This is a genomic window from Membranihabitans maritimus (assembly GCF_021729145.1).
GTDB lineage: Bacteria > Bacteroidota > Bacteroidia > Chitinophagales > Saprospiraceae > Membranihabitans > Membranihabitans maritimus.
Genome location: NZ_JAJSLW010000001.1, coordinates 499,692 through 515,760, shown reverse-complemented (window position 1 = coordinate 515,760; position 16,069 = coordinate 499,692). Strand labels below are relative to the sequence as shown.

Annotated in this window: 15 protein-coding genes; 13 read left to right on the top strand and 2 right to left on the bottom strand. The window is 37.3% G+C overall.

Going from position 1 to position 16,069, the window contains the following annotated elements:
* Positions 1-23: 23 nt before the first annotated feature.
* From LVD47_RS01815 to LVD47_RS01795, 5 genes are all read left to right on the top strand, one after another.
* On the top strand, positions 24-1,178 hold the full coding sequence (locus tag LVD47_RS01815) for a sialidase family protein (RefSeq protein WP_236973809.1): 1,155 nt from the start codon (positions 24-26) through the stop codon (positions 1,176-1,178).
* A gap of 249 nt (positions 1,179-1,427) precedes the next feature.
* A complete protein-coding gene (locus LVD47_RS01810; RefSeq protein WP_236973808.1) occupies positions 1,428-4,052 on the top strand; it encodes a sodium:solute symporter family protein in 2,625 nt (874 codons plus the stop codon).
* 167 nt (positions 4,053-4,219) lie between these two features.
* Positions 4,220-4,939, top strand: a complete 720-nt coding sequence (locus LVD47_RS01805) for a FadR/GntR family transcriptional regulator (protein WP_236973807.1) — start codon at positions 4,220-4,222, stop codon at positions 4,937-4,939.
* A complete protein-coding gene (locus LVD47_RS01800) occupies positions 4,940-5,863 on the top strand; it encodes a dihydrodipicolinate synthase family protein (protein WP_236973806.1) in 924 nt (307 codons plus the stop codon).
* 20 nt (positions 5,864-5,883) lie between these two features.
* Positions 5,884-6,981 (top strand): sialidase family protein, encoded by a 1,098-nt coding sequence (locus LVD47_RS01795; protein ID WP_236973805.1) that lies wholly within the window; start codon positions 5,884-5,886, stop codon positions 6,979-6,981.
* A 90-nt stretch (positions 6,982-7,071) separates the two neighbouring features.
* On the opposite strand, the gene LVD47_RS01790 is transcribed toward LVD47_RS01795, so the two are convergent.
* The gene (locus LVD47_RS01790; protein ID WP_236973804.1) at positions 7,072-7,992 is read right to left on the bottom strand and encodes a sulfotransferase domain-containing protein; all 921 of its coding nucleotides are present in this window, start codon (positions 7,990-7,992) and stop codon (positions 7,072-7,074) included.
* On the bottom strand, positions 7,989-9,311 hold the full coding sequence (locus LVD47_RS01785) for a flippase (RefSeq protein ID WP_236973803.1): 1,323 nt from the start codon (positions 9,309-9,311) through the stop codon (positions 7,989-7,991). Before LVD47_RS01785 ends, LVD47_RS01790 begins: the two co-directional genes overlap by 4 nt.
* Positions 9,312-9,668: 357 nt before the next feature.
* Between LVD47_RS01785 and LVD47_RS01780 the strand changes: the two genes are divergently transcribed.
* The 8 genes from LVD47_RS01780 (at position 9,669) to LVD47_RS01745 (ending at position 15,556) form a co-directional block, all read left to right on the top strand.
* Positions 9,669-11,015, top strand: a complete 1,347-nt coding sequence (locus tag LVD47_RS01780; RefSeq protein ID WP_236973802.1) for a site-specific integrase — start codon at positions 9,669-9,671, stop codon at positions 11,013-11,015.
* 137 nt (positions 11,016-11,152) lie between these two features.
* Complete coding sequence (locus LVD47_RS01775; RefSeq protein ID WP_236973801.1) at positions 11,153-11,662, top strand: ORF6N domain-containing protein; 510 nt, start codon at positions 11,153-11,155, stop codon at positions 11,660-11,662.
* Between the two features lie 26 nt (positions 11,663-11,688).
* The gene (locus LVD47_RS01770) at positions 11,689-11,832 is read left to right on the top strand and encodes a hypothetical protein (protein WP_236973800.1); all 144 of its coding nucleotides are present in this window, start codon (positions 11,689-11,691) and stop codon (positions 11,830-11,832) included.
* Between the two features lie 146 nt (positions 11,833-11,978).
* Entirely contained in the window at positions 11,979-12,887 is a 909-nt protein-coding gene (locus tag LVD47_RS01765) for a hypothetical protein (RefSeq protein ID WP_236973799.1), read from the top strand.
* An 85-nt stretch (positions 12,888-12,972) separates the two neighbouring features.
* On the top strand, positions 12,973-13,236 hold the full coding sequence (locus tag LVD47_RS01760; RefSeq protein ID WP_236973798.1) for a helix-turn-helix domain-containing protein: 264 nt from the start codon (positions 12,973-12,975) through the stop codon (positions 13,234-13,236).
* A gap of 218 nt (positions 13,237-13,454) precedes the next feature.
* Complete coding sequence (locus LVD47_RS01755) at positions 13,455-13,850, top strand: hypothetical protein (protein ID WP_236973797.1); 396 nt, start codon at positions 13,455-13,457, stop codon at positions 13,848-13,850.
* 33 nt (positions 13,851-13,883) lie between these two features.
* Positions 13,884-14,984 (top strand): hypothetical protein, encoded by a 1,101-nt coding sequence (locus tag LVD47_RS01750; RefSeq protein WP_236973796.1) that lies wholly within the window; start codon positions 13,884-13,886, stop codon positions 14,982-14,984.
* Positions 14,985-15,157: 173 nt separating this feature from the next.
* A complete protein-coding gene (locus tag LVD47_RS01745) occupies positions 15,158-15,556 on the top strand; it encodes a hypothetical protein (RefSeq protein WP_236973795.1) in 399 nt (132 codons plus the stop codon).
* Positions 15,557-16,069: the final 513 nt, after the last annotated feature.

Genomic DNA, 16,069 nt, shown 5'->3' with positions numbered 1-16,069 from the left:
TTGCATATAAATACCAAAAACTTATGAATATAAAATATATTGTTTTGTTTTTTGCTCTGCTAATTGCTACCAATAATTTTTCCCAGGAAGTAAACATCCTCGACTCCACCGCATTATTTATCTCCGGAACCGACGGGTACGATACCTACCGGATTCCTGCCATAGTGACCACGAACAGTGAAACCTTACTTGCCTTTTGTGAAGGAAGAAAGGAGGGAAGGGGTGATGCAGGAAATATCGATATTGTGATGAAGCGATCGGAGGACAACGGAAAAACCTGGGGAGATCAGGTTGTTTTGTGGGATGATGAAGGCAATACTTGTGGGAACCCATGCCCGGTAGTGGATGAAATTACTGGAGAAATTCATCTTTTATTGACCCATAATCTGGGAAGTGATCACGAATCGGACATTATCCACAAAACCAGTGAGTCTACCCGGACTGTTTGGGTAATGAGGAGCAGCGACGATGGTAAGACATGGACTGAACCTCAGGATATTACTTCTACTACCAAAAAGAAGGAATGGGGATGGTATGCAACAGGTCCTGGAGTGGGAATTCAAATCAAGCACGGTCCGAAAAGGGGGTGGTTGGTCATACCCTGTGACCACAGTTATGACGATCCGGAAGGTAATGTAAGGAATGGGCCATATGAATACGGTTCTCATTCCATATATAGTGATGACCACGGTAAGACCTGGCAATTGGGTGGAACTATTCGTCCCAAAGTGAATGAATGCCAGGTAGTGGAAATAGCGGATGGGAATGGAACCCTCTTGATGAATATGCGATCGTATTTCGGTGATAATAAGCGGACACATTCGAAAAGTTATGACGGCGGGTTATCGTGGACTAAGCCTTACAATGTGGACGAGCTGGTAGAGCCTGTTTGTCAAGCGAGTATATTGAGATATGATTGGCCAGGTACATTCGCAAAAAATACTATACTTTTTTTGAATCCGGCTACTTCGGGGGGGCGTAGGAATATGAGTTTGCGGGTGAGCTATGACGATGGTAAAACCTGGCCCGTTATTCGGACGGTATTCCCGGGGCCTTCTGCTTATTCAAGCCTGGCAAAATTGGATAATGGCAATGTGGCGTTGTTCTATGAAGGAGGGAGAGATAATCCGTACGAGAATATTTTTTTTCAGGTGGTGGAGTTGAAAAGGTTTAAGTGATACTAAGAGGGCTAAGGTGCTAAATTTACCACTAAGGAACATAGAGCACAAAGAAACACTAAGGGATTAAAAGTATGAAGATGAAAATTTGGTTGCAGAGAAGACAAGCAATAAAGGAGTGTTGTATATCAGGTGGTGGAAATATCCTAAGGTCACAAATAAATATCTTAGTGATACTAAGTGGACTCCGTGTCTTAGTGGTGACTATTATTTGTTCACTCAGAACTCTAAGGTGTTTAAAATACGATGATGAAAAAAGGATTTAAGAGTATACTGTTACTGGCTTGGTGTTTCTTTCAAATTAATTTTGCCATTGCCCAAATTTCAATTGACTGGCAAGAGTGGAATTCCTTACCTCCCAATCCATCATTAGCAATCGAAGAATTAGACAATACGCAACCCGGTCTGGCAGGTGCATATTCCGGAGTGTCGAATGGGGCATTAATCGTAGCCGGTGGGGCAAACTTTCCGTATGCAGAGCCCTGGAAAGGTGGACAAAAGGTGTGGTGGGAGGATATTTATGTATTGGAAAAGAAAACAAATGGAAGTTATGAGTGGGAGGATTCGGTGTATTCACTTCCTGTACCCATGGGATATGGAGTGTCAATAGTAAGAGGTAATGAATTAATTTGTATAGGAGGGGAAAATAAAGATGGTCCGGTAACTAAAGTGGTGGGGCTCACATGGAATGCTGAAAATAGGGAAGTGGAAATAAAGTCATTGACTTCTTTACCGGAAGGGGTTCGAGCTGTGAACGGAGGAGTTTGTGACGGAGAAATTTTAGTACATGGAATAAAGGAGAATCAAAATGTTCTCTTTCGGTTGGATGAAAGTTCAGGAAACTGGATTAAATTATCGGGATGTCCGGGCCCCCCAAGGTCTTTTTCTGTGGGGGAAGTGCAAAGAAATGGACGTGTGGAAGGATTTTTTCTGTTTAGTGGCAGGACAACGAATCCCGATGGACAAATCCAATTGCTGACAGATGGGTATATGTACGACCCGGTACAGGATAAATGGAATAGCCTGGGCAATATTTCCATCGATGGTTCTGCACCACATTGTATAATGGGAGCATCTTCAATAGAGATTGGTGCCAGTCATATTTTGGTTTTTGGCGGAGATAGCGGGAAAGACCTATTGGAAAGGGCAAAGATTTCTCAGGAAATTGAAAATGCATCTGGTTTGGTAGGTCGAAATGCGCTGGAAGTTAAGCTTTCCCGGTTATTTGAAGGCCACAAAGGGTTTTCCAGGAAGATACTATCCTATCATACAGTGACCAATACCTGGACAACTATTGATACTTTTTCTTCCCATCTCCCGGTGACAACTAATGCCATAAAATGGAATGAAGATTATTTTATTACCAGTGGTGAAATCCATCCCGGTATTCGGACCCCTGTTTTGTGGAAAGGTCATGTTTCGGGAATTCATGGAAAATTCGGATGGATCAATTATGGAGTTGTTGCCTTGTATTTCCTGGTAATGATATTGATCGGAGTAAAATATGCCCGGCGCCAGAAATCTACCGACGATTATTTCAAAGGCGGGGGGAGAATACCATGGTGGGCGGCCGGACTGAGTTTATTTGGGACCAGCCTGAGCGCGATTACTTTTATGGCGATCCCTGCCAAAACATATATGACGGACTGGGGGTATTTCTTTTTTCAAATGACGCCTCTTTTGGTTGCACCGATATTGATAGCCATTTATATCCCTTATTTCCGAAAACTGAATATAACCAGTGCGTATGAGTTCCTGGAAAATCGATTTAACCTGCTGACAAGGTTGTTGGGCAGTCTGTCATTTATGATCTTGCAGTTGGGAAGGGTGGGAATCGTTCTTTTTCTTCCTTCGATCGCCATCAATTTGGTGACAGGGGTAAGTATAGAGCTATGTATTGTGGTCATGGGGGTCGTGAGTATTATATATACTATGATGGGCGGAATAGAAGCAGTGATTTGGACCGACGTATTGCAGGTTATTGTTTTGATGGGGGGAGCATTTTTATGTTTGATATTATTACTGACCCAGATGGATTTTAGTTTAACAGAGGCCTATAGCTCTGCTGTGGCAGGAGAAAAATTCAAAATACTGGATACATCATTTGATTTTACCCGGCCTACCATTTGGGTGGTAATCCTGGGTGGTATTTTTGCGAATTTGATCACCAGTGGTAGTGACCAGACGATGGTACAGCGATATTTGACCACGACGGATGAGCGGGAGGCAAAGCAGAGTGTATGGACATTCGCCCTATTGGCGATTCCGGCTACACTGATTTTCTTTACCATTGGGACGGCGTTGTATCTTTATTATTCAGGTCACCCTTACAACCTTAATCCATCGATATCCAATGACGATGCGATTTTTCCCTGGTATATCGTATCCGAATTGCCGAAGGGTGTTTCGGGGTTGTTGATTGCGGGTATTTTTTCAGCGGCCATGTCGAGTTTAAGCAGTAGTATGAATTCGGTTTCTACAGCCTTTATTACCGATTTTTATCATCGGTTTTCCTGGGGTTCCAGGGGAAGTGATTTGAAAGCAGCCAGGGTTTCTACATTAATATTTGGTATAATGGGTACGGCCTTTGCGTTGATGATGGCTTCCTGGAATATACAGTCGTTATGGGATCAGTTTCAGTTGTATATCGGGTTGTTTGCCGGAGGATTAGGAGGGTTGTTTTTCTTGGGAATGACGAGTAAAAAAGCCAATGGGAAGGGAGCGGTTGCAGGGTTGATAATGAGTACAATTATTCAATACGTATTGACCCAATATACGCACATGCATGTGCTGTTATTTGCGGCAACGGGTTTTGTCTCCTGCTATGTATTGAGTTATATCGTAAGTTTGGTTTTTTATGCAAGGAAAAATTAAAGAAGTTGGCTCTTAAATTTAAACTATGGTTGAAACAAATATTTTGACGAAGGGATATATAATGTTATATTTGTAGTATAAATAATACAAATAAGAAGTAAACTTGTATTAGTGTTTTTATAATGTTGACGGCATTGTAATTTTAAAAGTGAATGAAAAAGGTACATATGAACTCAGGAAATGGTAAAATCCAATTTGCTACGAAGACATTGGTGGATCAGGTGGAAGAAAGAATTATAAATTATATCCGTGATAGTAAGTTGAAGCCCGGGGATACGTTGCCCAATGAGACCCAGCTTTCACAGGATATGGGGATAAGCAGAAATGTTACGCGTGAAGCCATGAGCAGGCTTAGAATGTTGGGGTTGATTCAATCACGTACAAAAAGAGGTATTACAATAGTAGAGCCTCCATTATTTGTCGGTTTGGAAAAAGTGACGAATCCGTATTTATTTAGTGAAGAAACGATAATGAGTATCATAGAGATGCGGATTGCCCTCGAAGTAGGAATTACTGATTTTATATTTGATAAAATCACTGATCAGGATATCAATGAATTGGATAAAATTGTTAACCAGGGGAGTATCTATGATGATAATAATTGGCCTGTGGACCTGGAGAAAGCATTTCATATGCGCATTTATCAAATTGCAGGTAACCCATTTATAAGTCAGTTTCAGAAAATAGTTCATATTATTTTTGAATACGCTAAAAACAATTACGATTCTCATATAAAGCCTATTAACAAAAAATTGAAGGCCGAAGGGAAACTGATTACTCACCTGGATTTATTTAATACATTGAAGGAAAAGGACCGGAAGAAATATGTGGCAGCTATTAAAGGCCATCTTTATTTGTACCGGGATCTAAATAAAAAAAGCAAATAAATGAAGTTTAAAAAATTGATGGGCTTAATTGCGGCCCCTTATACCCCTTTTACTAAAAAAGGAGATCTTAATCTTGATGTAATTCCACTGTATGCCAGTTTTCTTAAGGGAAATAAAGTTTCAGGGGTTTTTGTAGGTGGAACCACAGGCGAAGGAATGTTGATGACAGTGGAAGAAAGAAAGGCTTTGGCTACGGCCTGGATCGAACACCAATCAGATACCTTCCGGGTTATTGTCCACGTGGGAGCAAGTTCATACCGGGATGCCAGTGCTCTTGGTCAACATGCAGGTGAAATAAAGGCAGATGCGATAAGCACCATGGGGCCATTATTCCTGAGGCCGCAGAATTTGGATGATTTGATCCACTATTGCACGGAAATTGTGAGTTGCACAGGGGATATTCCTTTTTATTACTACCACATCCCAGGTATTTCGGGTGTAAACTTTCCAATGATAGAATTTCTGGAAAAGGGTGAGTCAGAACTTCCCTCTCTGGCTGGGATCAAATATACTGACAGCAATTTGATGGATTTGAACTTGTGCCTCAATGCATCCGACCGGAAGTGGGATATACTATACGGACAGGATGAGACATTGCTGGCCGGGTTGGCTTTTGGTGTTAATGGTGCGGTGGGTAGCACGTATAATTATATGGCCCCGTTGTATCATAATATAATTAATTCATTCAATAATGGAGAAATGGAGGATGCGCGAAAATACCAGCAACTAGCAGCTAAATACGTCCGCCAGCTGATCCGATTCGGGGGAGGTGTAATTGCCGGAAAACCAATAATGAAAATGATTGGAGTGGATTGTGGACCTTTAAGGTCGCCGGCCCATAATCTATCGAGTCAACAAATTAATGATTTTGAAAAGCGAATTAAGGAATTGGATGTACTCCCGTATATGTTGTCAAAAGCTTAGTTTTCATTAATAGTCAAAAGATGATTTATCACAAATTTAATTTTCTATTCTTCTGCGTTTTTTTTCAATCCATTTTCTTACAAGGACAAAATAAAATCAATGTTGAAGAAAGTGAGCAACCTCCATTTTTTGAAATTAAAGAAATCTTTCATGGAGAAAGATTTCCAAATATAATTGTAACTACGAAGGGCACAGTTCTGGCTATTTGGGGAAGAGAAACAGTCCGGGTAAAGCGGAGTGAAGATGGTGGAAATACTTGGTCACATGAAATTACGATAGGGCGGGGATTGCATGGTGGCGGCGCTATAGTTGACGACAACACGGGGAGAGTTTTTGTGTTTGTTGAAGAAAAGCATCCACCTGCGAAGTCAAAAATGTATATAAGTGATGATGACGGTATTTCATGGCACAAAAAAGCTATAAAAATAACTGAAAATTCATTGGGACATATCCCCTCCATGCACATGAATGAAGCTGGCATTACATTGAAGTATGGAAAATATAAAGGAAGGATTATAAAACCTACCCGGTACTACGGGAAGGGAAATGACCGTCCCTTTTGGGATGATCATTATACCAATGCTATGTATAGTGATGATCATGGTGACACCTGGCAGACTTCAGAGCCTTTTCCAGCAACAGGTACGGGAGAAGCAGCTATCGTGGAGTTATCCAATGGCACATTATATTACAATTCGAGGCGTCACAAATCAACCGATGGACGGGATCCCAAAAGAAGACATACAGCTATAAGTGAAGACGGGGGCAAAACCTGGATGGATTTGAAGGTGGTATCAGAGCTCCCCGACGGTGATCAAGGCAGGGATTATGGTCTAATGGCAGGGCTGACAAAATTGTCGCATGGAGATAAAGATTTGCTGTTATTTAGCAATATAATATCAGATGATATCCGGAAAAATGGGTTTGTCTGGGTTAGTGAAGATGATGGCAAAACCTGGCCATATAAGAAATTGATAGATGCTGGAAGTTTTGCCTATTCATCTATGACCTATGGTAAAGATAATAGCCCGAGTGCTGGGTATATTTATTTGTTTTACGAAGGGGCAGAAAACGGACGGGTAGCTAGATTTAATATACCTTGGCTGTTGTCGGAATAGTCGAGAAGCTGTTTTATGGTTAATGGTATGAATCAAATTGCCATTTAATTTCTAAATAGGAGGGATCTTATCTGGGGGTAGCATTAAATGCTATGTTTCGCTAGAAGGATTTTTCCAGGCTGCTAAATCAAAGCCAGTTAAATGTTCTAATTTAATAACATCTTCATAATAGAAGCTGTACAAAAAGTCTTTTGTTTCTTTTTGCATTCTAGGTTTATTGAATGATTCAACATTTTTGTCAATAGCATTGTACTTTTTATAATTTATCCAATTATAAAGCCGACTTTTTAATATCACCTGGAATGCTGGTTCACTCAATATCTCTTTTTCAAGGAGGAAGTTTTTTACTTTTCCCGGAAAGCCATATAGCTTATCCAACATTACATTTTTCACTTGTTTACTTTCATTAACCTTTTTTATCGAGGGTGAAAAATCAGTTGAGACCCCAATAAAATTATAGGTTGAGCGAATTGATTCTGCTGTGTTATTAATTAATTGGTCAAATGTCAATATTAGGGTATTTTCTGGAGAGAAAGTTGAGATGGTATTTCGAATCATGCTGGAATAAAGCCCGAGTTCTAAAAGAAAGGGGTATTGGGTAAGGGCTTTATCAAAACTTATGTCCTTCGGTATGATTTTTGTAAAATTAATACTGTACCAATAGTGTGAATATGCTCTTTGGACGGGATTGCGTATAGCAACTAAAACTTTTATTTGGGGAAATATTTTTTTAATTCTAATAAGGGTATTTTGATCATAAATGTAGATTGGACTGAATTCCCCTTGTTTTATGTCTAGATTATTTTTTTCTTTAAAAAAACTGTAGTAAAAGCTTAAAGGTAAATTGGAATAGGGATTTATATTTCCGGTAACTTCGAATTCGTTAAAATAGTTAACTTCTTTTTTTGAAGCCCATAGTACATCCGGGTGTTGCATTAAAAGGTCTGCCAGGAAGCTTGTCCCGGATTTAATGGTTCCTATTCCTATAAAGTCGACTTCTTTTTTCATCATTTAAGGGAAAATGTATAGAATCCAAGGTCTTTATAGACTACATACAAGCCTAGGAAATTCCAAATTAAAGTACTTACCAGGGTAGCGATTGCAGCTCCCTGGATACTGAAATGGGGAATAAGGATCAAATTTAATCCAATATTTATGGATGCGGCAAAAATGAGTATGTTTTGAACTTTCCTTTGCCTGTTGCTCATATTGAGTAGTGTGAGCACCGCTCCGCACAGGCTGCCTATTGCATTACCTGCACACAAGATAAAAAGCGTTTTTTCGCCTTTCAAATAGCTTCCATCGGTACCGAACATCCCCAACCAAAAATCAGGAAATGAAATTATAATAAGTATGGCCGGAATAGTAATGATAAGACCGAGGAAAGTACTGCGTTGTACAAATTTTTTTAATCCTTTTAAGTCCCCCCTGGTATGTAATTCGGCAAACTTAGGCTCGGCAATGGCATTGAGTGATAGTAGTCCAAATAAGGTGAGGTTGGCAATTCGCAATGCTACATCGTATATTCCCAGATTTTCTGTAGAGTCCAAAAACCGTAACATTAGTCTGTCGGTAAGGTTGAGGATGAAAAATGCAATACCTCCTACCAGCATTGGAAAGGCGGATTTCAGATGAGTGGGTAGTTTGAATGTAATATCCGGGGTATTGAAGGATTTTTGTTCTGGGACCTTCCAAGATATTATACTGGAAAAAGCAAATATTACCGCTGCGATGCACAATGCAATAGCAGGTTCGGAATTAGAACTTCCTGACCAAAAGGGCAAAACAAGTATAACCAGGGCGAAAAACTGGATGACATTGTTTTGTAACAATGAAAATATTGTAATTTTTTTTATCGCTTTGAAAGCGGAAGAGGTAAAAAGTAAAATGGCCAACGGCAAGGTGAGTATCGAAGCAAGTCTTAGTTCGGCAGGATAGCTAGAATCCCCTGGGAATGGCATGAAATGCGAGCTGAAGTACACTAATACACTAATACCGGTCGCAATTACAAAAATTGACAAAAGAGATTTTCGGTAAAAAATACGGACGGACAGAAATTCTTTTGCTTGGATAAAATGAGGTATGATTTTTACGGCATAAGTATTGAGCCCCAGATTGGAAATAAAGGATAATAGAACCGCCAGCGTCAACACAAATGCCACCGTCCCGTTGCCGCCCGGACCGTAATGGCGCGAGACCAACAATGTAAAAGCATATGCCCCTATCGTACCGAAAATTTTCACAGCAAAAAAAATGCTTCCTCCTTTAACCAATTCCATGAAATCGAAGTCGGAACGAAGAGATCGAAATAAGTCTCGAAGTATATTCAAAATTGTTTCAGCTTTTGATCTTACAAAAATAGTAACAATATTTTTTCAAATCTTAAACTGATTCATAATATCACAATTTAAAGGAGGTATTTAAAAGCAAAGTTCAATAATTAAATTGCTGAAATGCAAGTAGATGTGATAAAAAATGGAGGTCTCAGGCGGACCTCAAAATATTTGTTTCGCTTGATTTTGTACAATTCTTAATATTTAGTCAATATTGCCTGAAATGACTATAAATAAAGGGTTGTGTCGTTTTAAATAAAGCGATAGAAATAAAATAAGATAATGAAAAATAAGAAAAAACTCCCCGCATAGTGCCCGCAATTCGTATATTGCGGGGAGTAATTCAGACAGACTATGAAAATTAGGTTCAGACTTAACAGACCCAAAGCAGATACTTATACCTCCATTCAATTAAACCTAAACTACGTGAAACGCTTTAAATGGGGAACGGGAATTTCAATAAATCCTAAGTATTGGAACCCGGAAACAGACAGGCCCATAAATAGCCTTACAGAGCTTAAAAAAATAATGGGTGGGGACAATTCCGTATTGAATGAAATCGAAGATGTACGCGAAAGGATTGATGAAATAGAGCATTTTATACGGGACTATGATAAGCGGACCCGGTTAAATAATCAAGTGTTTGACTTTCAGGAATTGAGAACACTACTTAATGCGAAATTTAAAAGCATAAAGTCAGACGAAACCTTACCATCGGACAAAAGGGCTTTCCAATATGTATCAAACTATACGGATCACTTCATTGATGGTATGGAGACAGGGGAGCGCCGGACACCGGATAAAGAACGTAAGTATGCCCCAGGAACAATAAAGAACTATAAGCAATTTCATTCCTTTTGGGATGAACTGGAAAAAGCCAAACGTCAAAGATTTCGTTTCTCTGATATTGATTTGAATTTTCACAAAAACTTAATAACCTACTGTAATAAAAAAGGCTACAGATACAACTATACCGGCCGGATCATCAAACAACTAAAGTCTATTATCAAATATGCATATAAAGAAGGGATTCACGAAAATGAAATATTCCGAAGTGAAGATTTTAAAGTATTGCGTACCGAGGTTGATGAAGTGTATTTGACAGAAAAGGAGGTAAGGGCCATATACGAACTGGACTTATCAAAGGAACCGCGAACAGAGCTATTGAGAGACGTTTTCTTAATCGGGTGTTATACTGCATTGCGTTTTTCAGATTTCAGCCGGATATCAAGGGAAAACATCAAAAGAGACGAAGAGAACGGACCATCGTATATAGATATTATTACAAAGAAGACTGGGGAACAAATTATAGTACCTATACGACCGGAATTAGAAGCCATATTGAAAAAATATGAATATCGAGTGCCAAAGGTTTATGAGCAAAAGATGAACGCTGAAATCAAAGATATAGCCCAACGTGCAGGAATATCCGGGACCATCGAAAAAAAGGAAATCATAGGAGGGAGTGAGGTCATTAAAAATATTCCCAGGTACGAATTAATCAAAACCCATACAGCCAGAAGGACGGCAGCGACTTTGATGTATTTGGCAGGAATACCGGCCATTGATATAATGAAAATAACAGGCCATAAGACCGAGAAAAGTTTTATGAAGTATATACGGACAACCAAACAGGAAACGGCAACCAGGTTAATTAATAATGCCTTTTTCAGGGGAAATCCTTTGAAGGTGTCGAAGTAATAAACTTGAGATCACAAATTGTGATCTTAAAACATTTTCTCCGATGGTGAAAAAAAATGTGGTATCACAAAATGTGATACCTACAATTGTAAATAATTAGGTTATCCAAATTTGGGACGACCGGTAAAAGTAAGACTATGGAAATACAAATTGTAAAAGAAAAGATTTACACGATCCGGGGAACACGTATCATGCTGGACTTTGACTTAGCGGAACTGTATGAAACCGAAACCCGCACATTGAAACAAGCCGTGCGTCGAAATATTGACCGATTCCCGGATGACTTTATGTTTGAATTGACCGAATCAGAGATGGAAAACTTGAGATCACAAATTGTGATGTCAAGTTCAGATTGGGGTGGATTGCGACATAAATCATTTGCATTTACGGAACAGGGTGTGGCCATGCTATCCAGTGTATTGCGTTCTAAGAAGGCCATAGAGGTAAATATCGCGATTATGAGAGCATTTGTACTACTCCGGCAGCATTTGGCCGACTATCAGGATTTAAAGGAGGAAATAAAGCGGTTGGAGGAAGAAATGAACCTAAAGTTTGAGGACATCAATCAGGCATTGAATTACCTATTAAGTCCGAAATACGAAAGAAGGCCGATAGGATTTAAGAACCATAATCCGGATGAAAAATAATTACTAACATTAAAATAATCAAACCAATGGAAAAATCTGAATTAATAATTGAATTGCAAAAGGTACTTGATGAAATCAGAAAGTTGAAAAATACTGTAAATAAAATGGGAGTAGAGATACAAACTTTAAAAGATTCTTTTAAACAGATTAAAGGGAACAACCTTAGTTAGATTTATAGACATTCCTTTATTTTAATCTAAATAAGACATGATTGTATCAAGTGGTATTTAGTATGGATTAAAATAAATAAAATGAGCTATGTCGGTTAAGGATAGAATTATTACCTTTTATGGTATAATTCAATTTCAGATGTATCATGAAAAAATATTCAAGTGTACCTAACTATGATAAAGGTATAATCTATAAGGACGAAGATCATTACCATTCATTGCCGGATGAGGAAAAGGAGGGTTTATTAAATCGAGTAAATGAATCCTTATTCAAGATCATTTTTAATCAGGATATCCTTGATAAAATAAGTCCTGGTTTTTGGACAGATCACATTACTAAAAAAATCGAACTTGAATCTGGCTACCTAAAAAGCTACTTTGAGAAACGAATATTTTTAGCACATAAAGAAAATGACTTAGCGGCAATAAGGATAATATGGAGGGAAATAAAAAGAGCCTTTAAAGATGGTGATTTATATTACCTGGCAAAGTCAAATTCGGAGGATAGTATTGCCTACAGGGCTTTAGTATTTAAATCGGATATTGTTGAATTATATTTTAATGTCATTGAAGGTGATGTATTTTCTCCATTCGACCACATATTAAAATATGGAACAGGTTTATATTGCGGCCCATTTTCTATGACAGAAAGCGATTATAATGAATTAGAGAGTACAGTAAAAACTATCATGGGAACAAATAAGGAAATAGCTGAAAACTCTAACAATCCAGCTAGTGAAAAAGGTACCATCGAAACTAACGACAAAAATATATTGGATGAAGACAGTATTAATATTGATAATTCAATCAATACCATCTTAGTTTTAATGGACAAATTGGGATTGATAGAGAAATTGCGCGAACGAATGGGGATTAATCACAGCAATAAAAAAGAGGCCTATATTTTGAGCCAAATAACAGGTAAGAATGAAAATTCATTAAGAGTTGCCATAAACAGTTGGTACAATGCCAATGCAAAACACTACCCATTTAAAAACACTCCAATAAAGAACGCAGACGAAATACTGCAAAATATAGGAATAAAAAATAAATAGATACCCTAAATGATAACCCTATCATGGTTTAATAGAATACAGTAGAGATAAATTTGTCATATTGAATAACGTAAAATTTGATACGATGGAATTTACAATACCGACAGGGGAAACAATCCGGGATATAGTCCGGGAAGAAATTGAGCAAGCCTTAATTAAAAATGCTGAGCAGACCAAAAAGCAAAAGGAGTATTTAACCCGGAAGCAAACAGCCGCGAAATTACACATTACATTGCCTACACTTCATCAGTATACTAAGGAGGGATTAATTAATAATAAAAGAATAGGCCGAAGAGTACTTTATTCAATGGATGAAGTAGAAAAGGCCTTGACTGCCTTAGAAAGATAATTATATGACAAATTAAAAAAGCCTTGATTCTGGCAAAAAAAAATGCTTAATCCAGCGCAATACCGAAAAAAGCATTTTAGTAATTCAGACTGAAAGCTAAGATACAAAAATCCTGACTTACAGCCTGCCTAAATAATAAGAATCTCACAGTATAGCAAGTACATTTTTTAATGTGTAAGGATGCAAAAAAATCATTCTTGCAACAAATCTATTATGCCATGAATGGAGTAATAAGATGTGAGGAGTTTAAACGGCTAAAAAATCAACGGCATTATAATCCGATAAATACAAACCGAATAGACTGCGTCAACCTTTACAAAAGAACTCGACCAAAAGGGAGTGAAGTTTTTAAACTAACAATAGAAAAGGACGGGAAGACTATTATTAATACGTTTTTATGGAAATTATACGGATATGGAAATATATATTTTGGCAACAATGACCGGGGGGAATTTCAAACCCTTATAATTTTAGGAATATCGGTTAACAATAGCATTGCAAAACTTTACTTTCCAAGTAGAAAGGGTGTTTATACACTTAAAGAATGTGCTAATAGAGTGAGGGTTATATTTAATCAAAGACCCGATGTAGCGAGGAAACTTACAAGGGGGTAGTTTCGATGGTGGATGTATGATCATGGGAAAATAATGATTTACGGGGTTGATCGTGATGTTATCGAATCGATAAATTTACTTGAAACTAAAATTTCAAATAGAACAGATTGTTTGAGATATGACTACAGAGGGTTAGAAGTATTGTATTACCCAGACAGTAAGAAATTATCTATTTCGGGGTCAATACATAAGTACTGGAATAAGATAAACGGTAATGGATGGCAAAATCACAATGATTTTAGCTATATGAATGCCTATAATGCGCTTAAAAGTCTTAGCAAGGCCTTCAGTACTCCATTGGACAAAATGAACGTAAAGAGTGCGGAATATGGTCTAAATATAAATACTATCAAATCCCCAATGGAAATAATCACAAGCAATATTAAATATTATAGAAAACCATTAAAAAAGGATACAGTGGAGTATTTTAATATTGGTCACGATGGTTGTTTACATTCATTTGAAATGAGTAATCATACCATTAAGTTTTATGACAAAGGCCGGCAATGTAAAAGGCCGGTAAATATATTGAGGTATGAAATTAGGGAAAGAGGTAGTACGCGGTTGAAGTTGGGAAATAGTACTGATCTTTTCAGGTTAGAAACCATTGAACGGTTAAAAAAGGAATTGTTGGAAAAGTTTAATAATTGCCTAATTGCGGACAATATTGATTGGAACCGGATTGATAATAAAATAGACCATGACAAACTAAAGGATTATATCAATCCGGTGTATTGGAAAACATTGAGGGAAAAAGCACGGGAAACTAATCAAAGGACACAATTTAGAAGAAAGTGGAATGATGCCAATAAAATTTTAGCAAAGTACGATCTTTTAAAAATCCGGGATGAATTGCGGTCAAAGATCGAATCCAAATTTGATGGACTTGCATCAGAATTGCCAGACATAAACAATGTAAGAAATACAAAAAGTGTTACGAATTTACAAAATTGTGAAGCAGATGAACAAAACACTAAAACTGAAAAAGTGTTACGAATTCACTATAGTAAAGTGTTGAAACGTAACATTAGCCTAATAAGCATAATTGCAATATTCGGCATCAAAAAAATATTTAGTGTGTTCAGAAGGATTCTATTAAGAAATATTGAAAAACTGTTTAGGAAAGTTAATTGACAGTGCTTGTATAGCATTCAATATTTTGCATGGGAGGCTTATTTTTTGCTATGTTTATACAGACAAATATCCGATGTGGGCAGAATTGAAAAAATAGAAAAAAGTGTACATGTAAGAATAGAATAATTTGCAGTAGTCTGTAAAATGACTAACCCAATAGAACAAATTGAATTATGATGAAAAATGTAATTTACATTATCGGATTATTATTAATAGTTTCCTGCTCAAAGAATGAGGTAATAAAGGAAATAGACTTCAAGAACTATGATGATTTGCTCTCCCTGTTAGTGGGGGAATGGAACGATAGTGGTGAGAGATATATTTTTTACAAAGATCTAACATATGAATATTATGCTAGTAGTCAAAGCGTGAACCCTACACAAGAGGGAAGGTATAGTATATTCCCTGCCACAGATGTTTATGAAGCTAGTATTAAGTTTTGGTACATATCTGCGAAAAGTGGTAGACGAACTACTAAATTGAACCTTGAGTTATATGAGAATGGTGTTTTATTAGCATACAATCCATCAAGTGCCTTGCCTAATTATCGAATGCGTCTACGCAAGAAATAATAAATCCAAATAATTGTATAGGGCTAAATTTTTATTTACCTTAAAAGAAATTGTGTGGTATGGAATGGTACAAAATATTAATTGGGATATTTGTAATTTGGTTTATAATTGACTTTTTTCATTCTATTTATATATTTAATAAAAAGAGCGATGATTGATATCGACATGGTAGAGTTATTAGAAAAGCCACACAATTCGAAGAATTAATATAGAAGGATTGATAAAATTGGATTGGGGTAGCCCGGTCGGTATAAAGGTTAAGGTAACACTTGACCTTTGTATTTATAAAGGAATGTGTCCTTATGATTTCAATAAGACAAGTCAAGAGCGAAACCTCTATTGATGTTAATATCATGTAACTACAAATAGTGGCAAATGTCATATGTGTTAGTTAGTCTCAATGATAAACAATTGAAAGATTGAAAATACATATTGTATAAACTGATTCCATGCAGTCGGAAATTAAACGATTAATCCCCTTCAAGTGCTAATATGCTGTGATTATTATGAATG

What these genes read in the sequence shown, in the direction of transcription:
- LVD47_RS01790 (WP_236973804.1), bottom strand. Translation starts at nt 7,992, where the DNA reads ATGATGAAAAAAGAAGTCGACTTTATAGGAATAGGAACCATTAAATCC.
- LVD47_RS01805 (WP_236973807.1), top strand. Translation starts at nt 4,220, where the DNA reads ATGAACTCAGGAAATGGTAAAATCCAATTTGCTACGAAGACATTGGTG.
- LVD47_RS01800 (WP_236973806.1), top strand. Translation starts at nt 4,940, where the DNA reads ATGAAGTTTAAAAAATTGATGGGCTTAATTGCGGCCCCTTATACCCCT.
- LVD47_RS01745 (WP_236973795.1), top strand. Translation starts at nt 15,158, where the DNA reads ATGATGAAAAATGTAATTTACATTATCGGATTATTATTAATAGTTTCC.
- LVD47_RS01795 (WP_236973805.1), top strand. Translation starts at nt 5,884, where the DNA reads ATGATTTATCACAAATTTAATTTTCTATTCTTCTGCGTTTTTTTTCAA.
- LVD47_RS01770 (WP_236973800.1), top strand. Translation starts at nt 11,689, where the DNA reads ATGGAAAAATCTGAATTAATAATTGAATTGCAAAAGGTACTTGATGAA.
- LVD47_RS01780 (WP_236973802.1), top strand. Translation starts at nt 9,669, where the DNA reads ATGAAAATTAGGTTCAGACTTAACAGACCCAAAGCAGATACTTATACC.
- LVD47_RS01760 (WP_236973798.1), top strand. Translation starts at nt 12,973, where the DNA reads ATGGAATTTACAATACCGACAGGGGAAACAATCCGGGATATAGTCCGG.
- LVD47_RS01765 (WP_236973799.1), top strand. Translation starts at nt 11,979, where the DNA reads ATGAAAAAATATTCAAGTGTACCTAACTATGATAAAGGTATAATCTAT.
- LVD47_RS01810 (WP_236973808.1), top strand. Translation starts at nt 1,428, where the DNA reads ATGAAAAAAGGATTTAAGAGTATACTGTTACTGGCTTGGTGTTTCTTT.
- LVD47_RS01750 (WP_236973796.1), top strand. Translation starts at nt 13,884, where the DNA reads ATGATTTACGGGGTTGATCGTGATGTTATCGAATCGATAAATTTACTT.
- LVD47_RS01775 (WP_236973801.1), top strand. Translation starts at nt 11,153, where the DNA reads ATGGAAATACAAATTGTAAAAGAAAAGATTTACACGATCCGGGGAACA.
- LVD47_RS01755 (WP_236973797.1), top strand. Translation starts at nt 13,455, where the DNA reads ATGAATGGAGTAATAAGATGTGAGGAGTTTAAACGGCTAAAAAATCAA.
- LVD47_RS01815 (WP_236973809.1), top strand. Translation starts at nt 24, where the DNA reads ATGAATATAAAATATATTGTTTTGTTTTTTGCTCTGCTAATTGCTACC.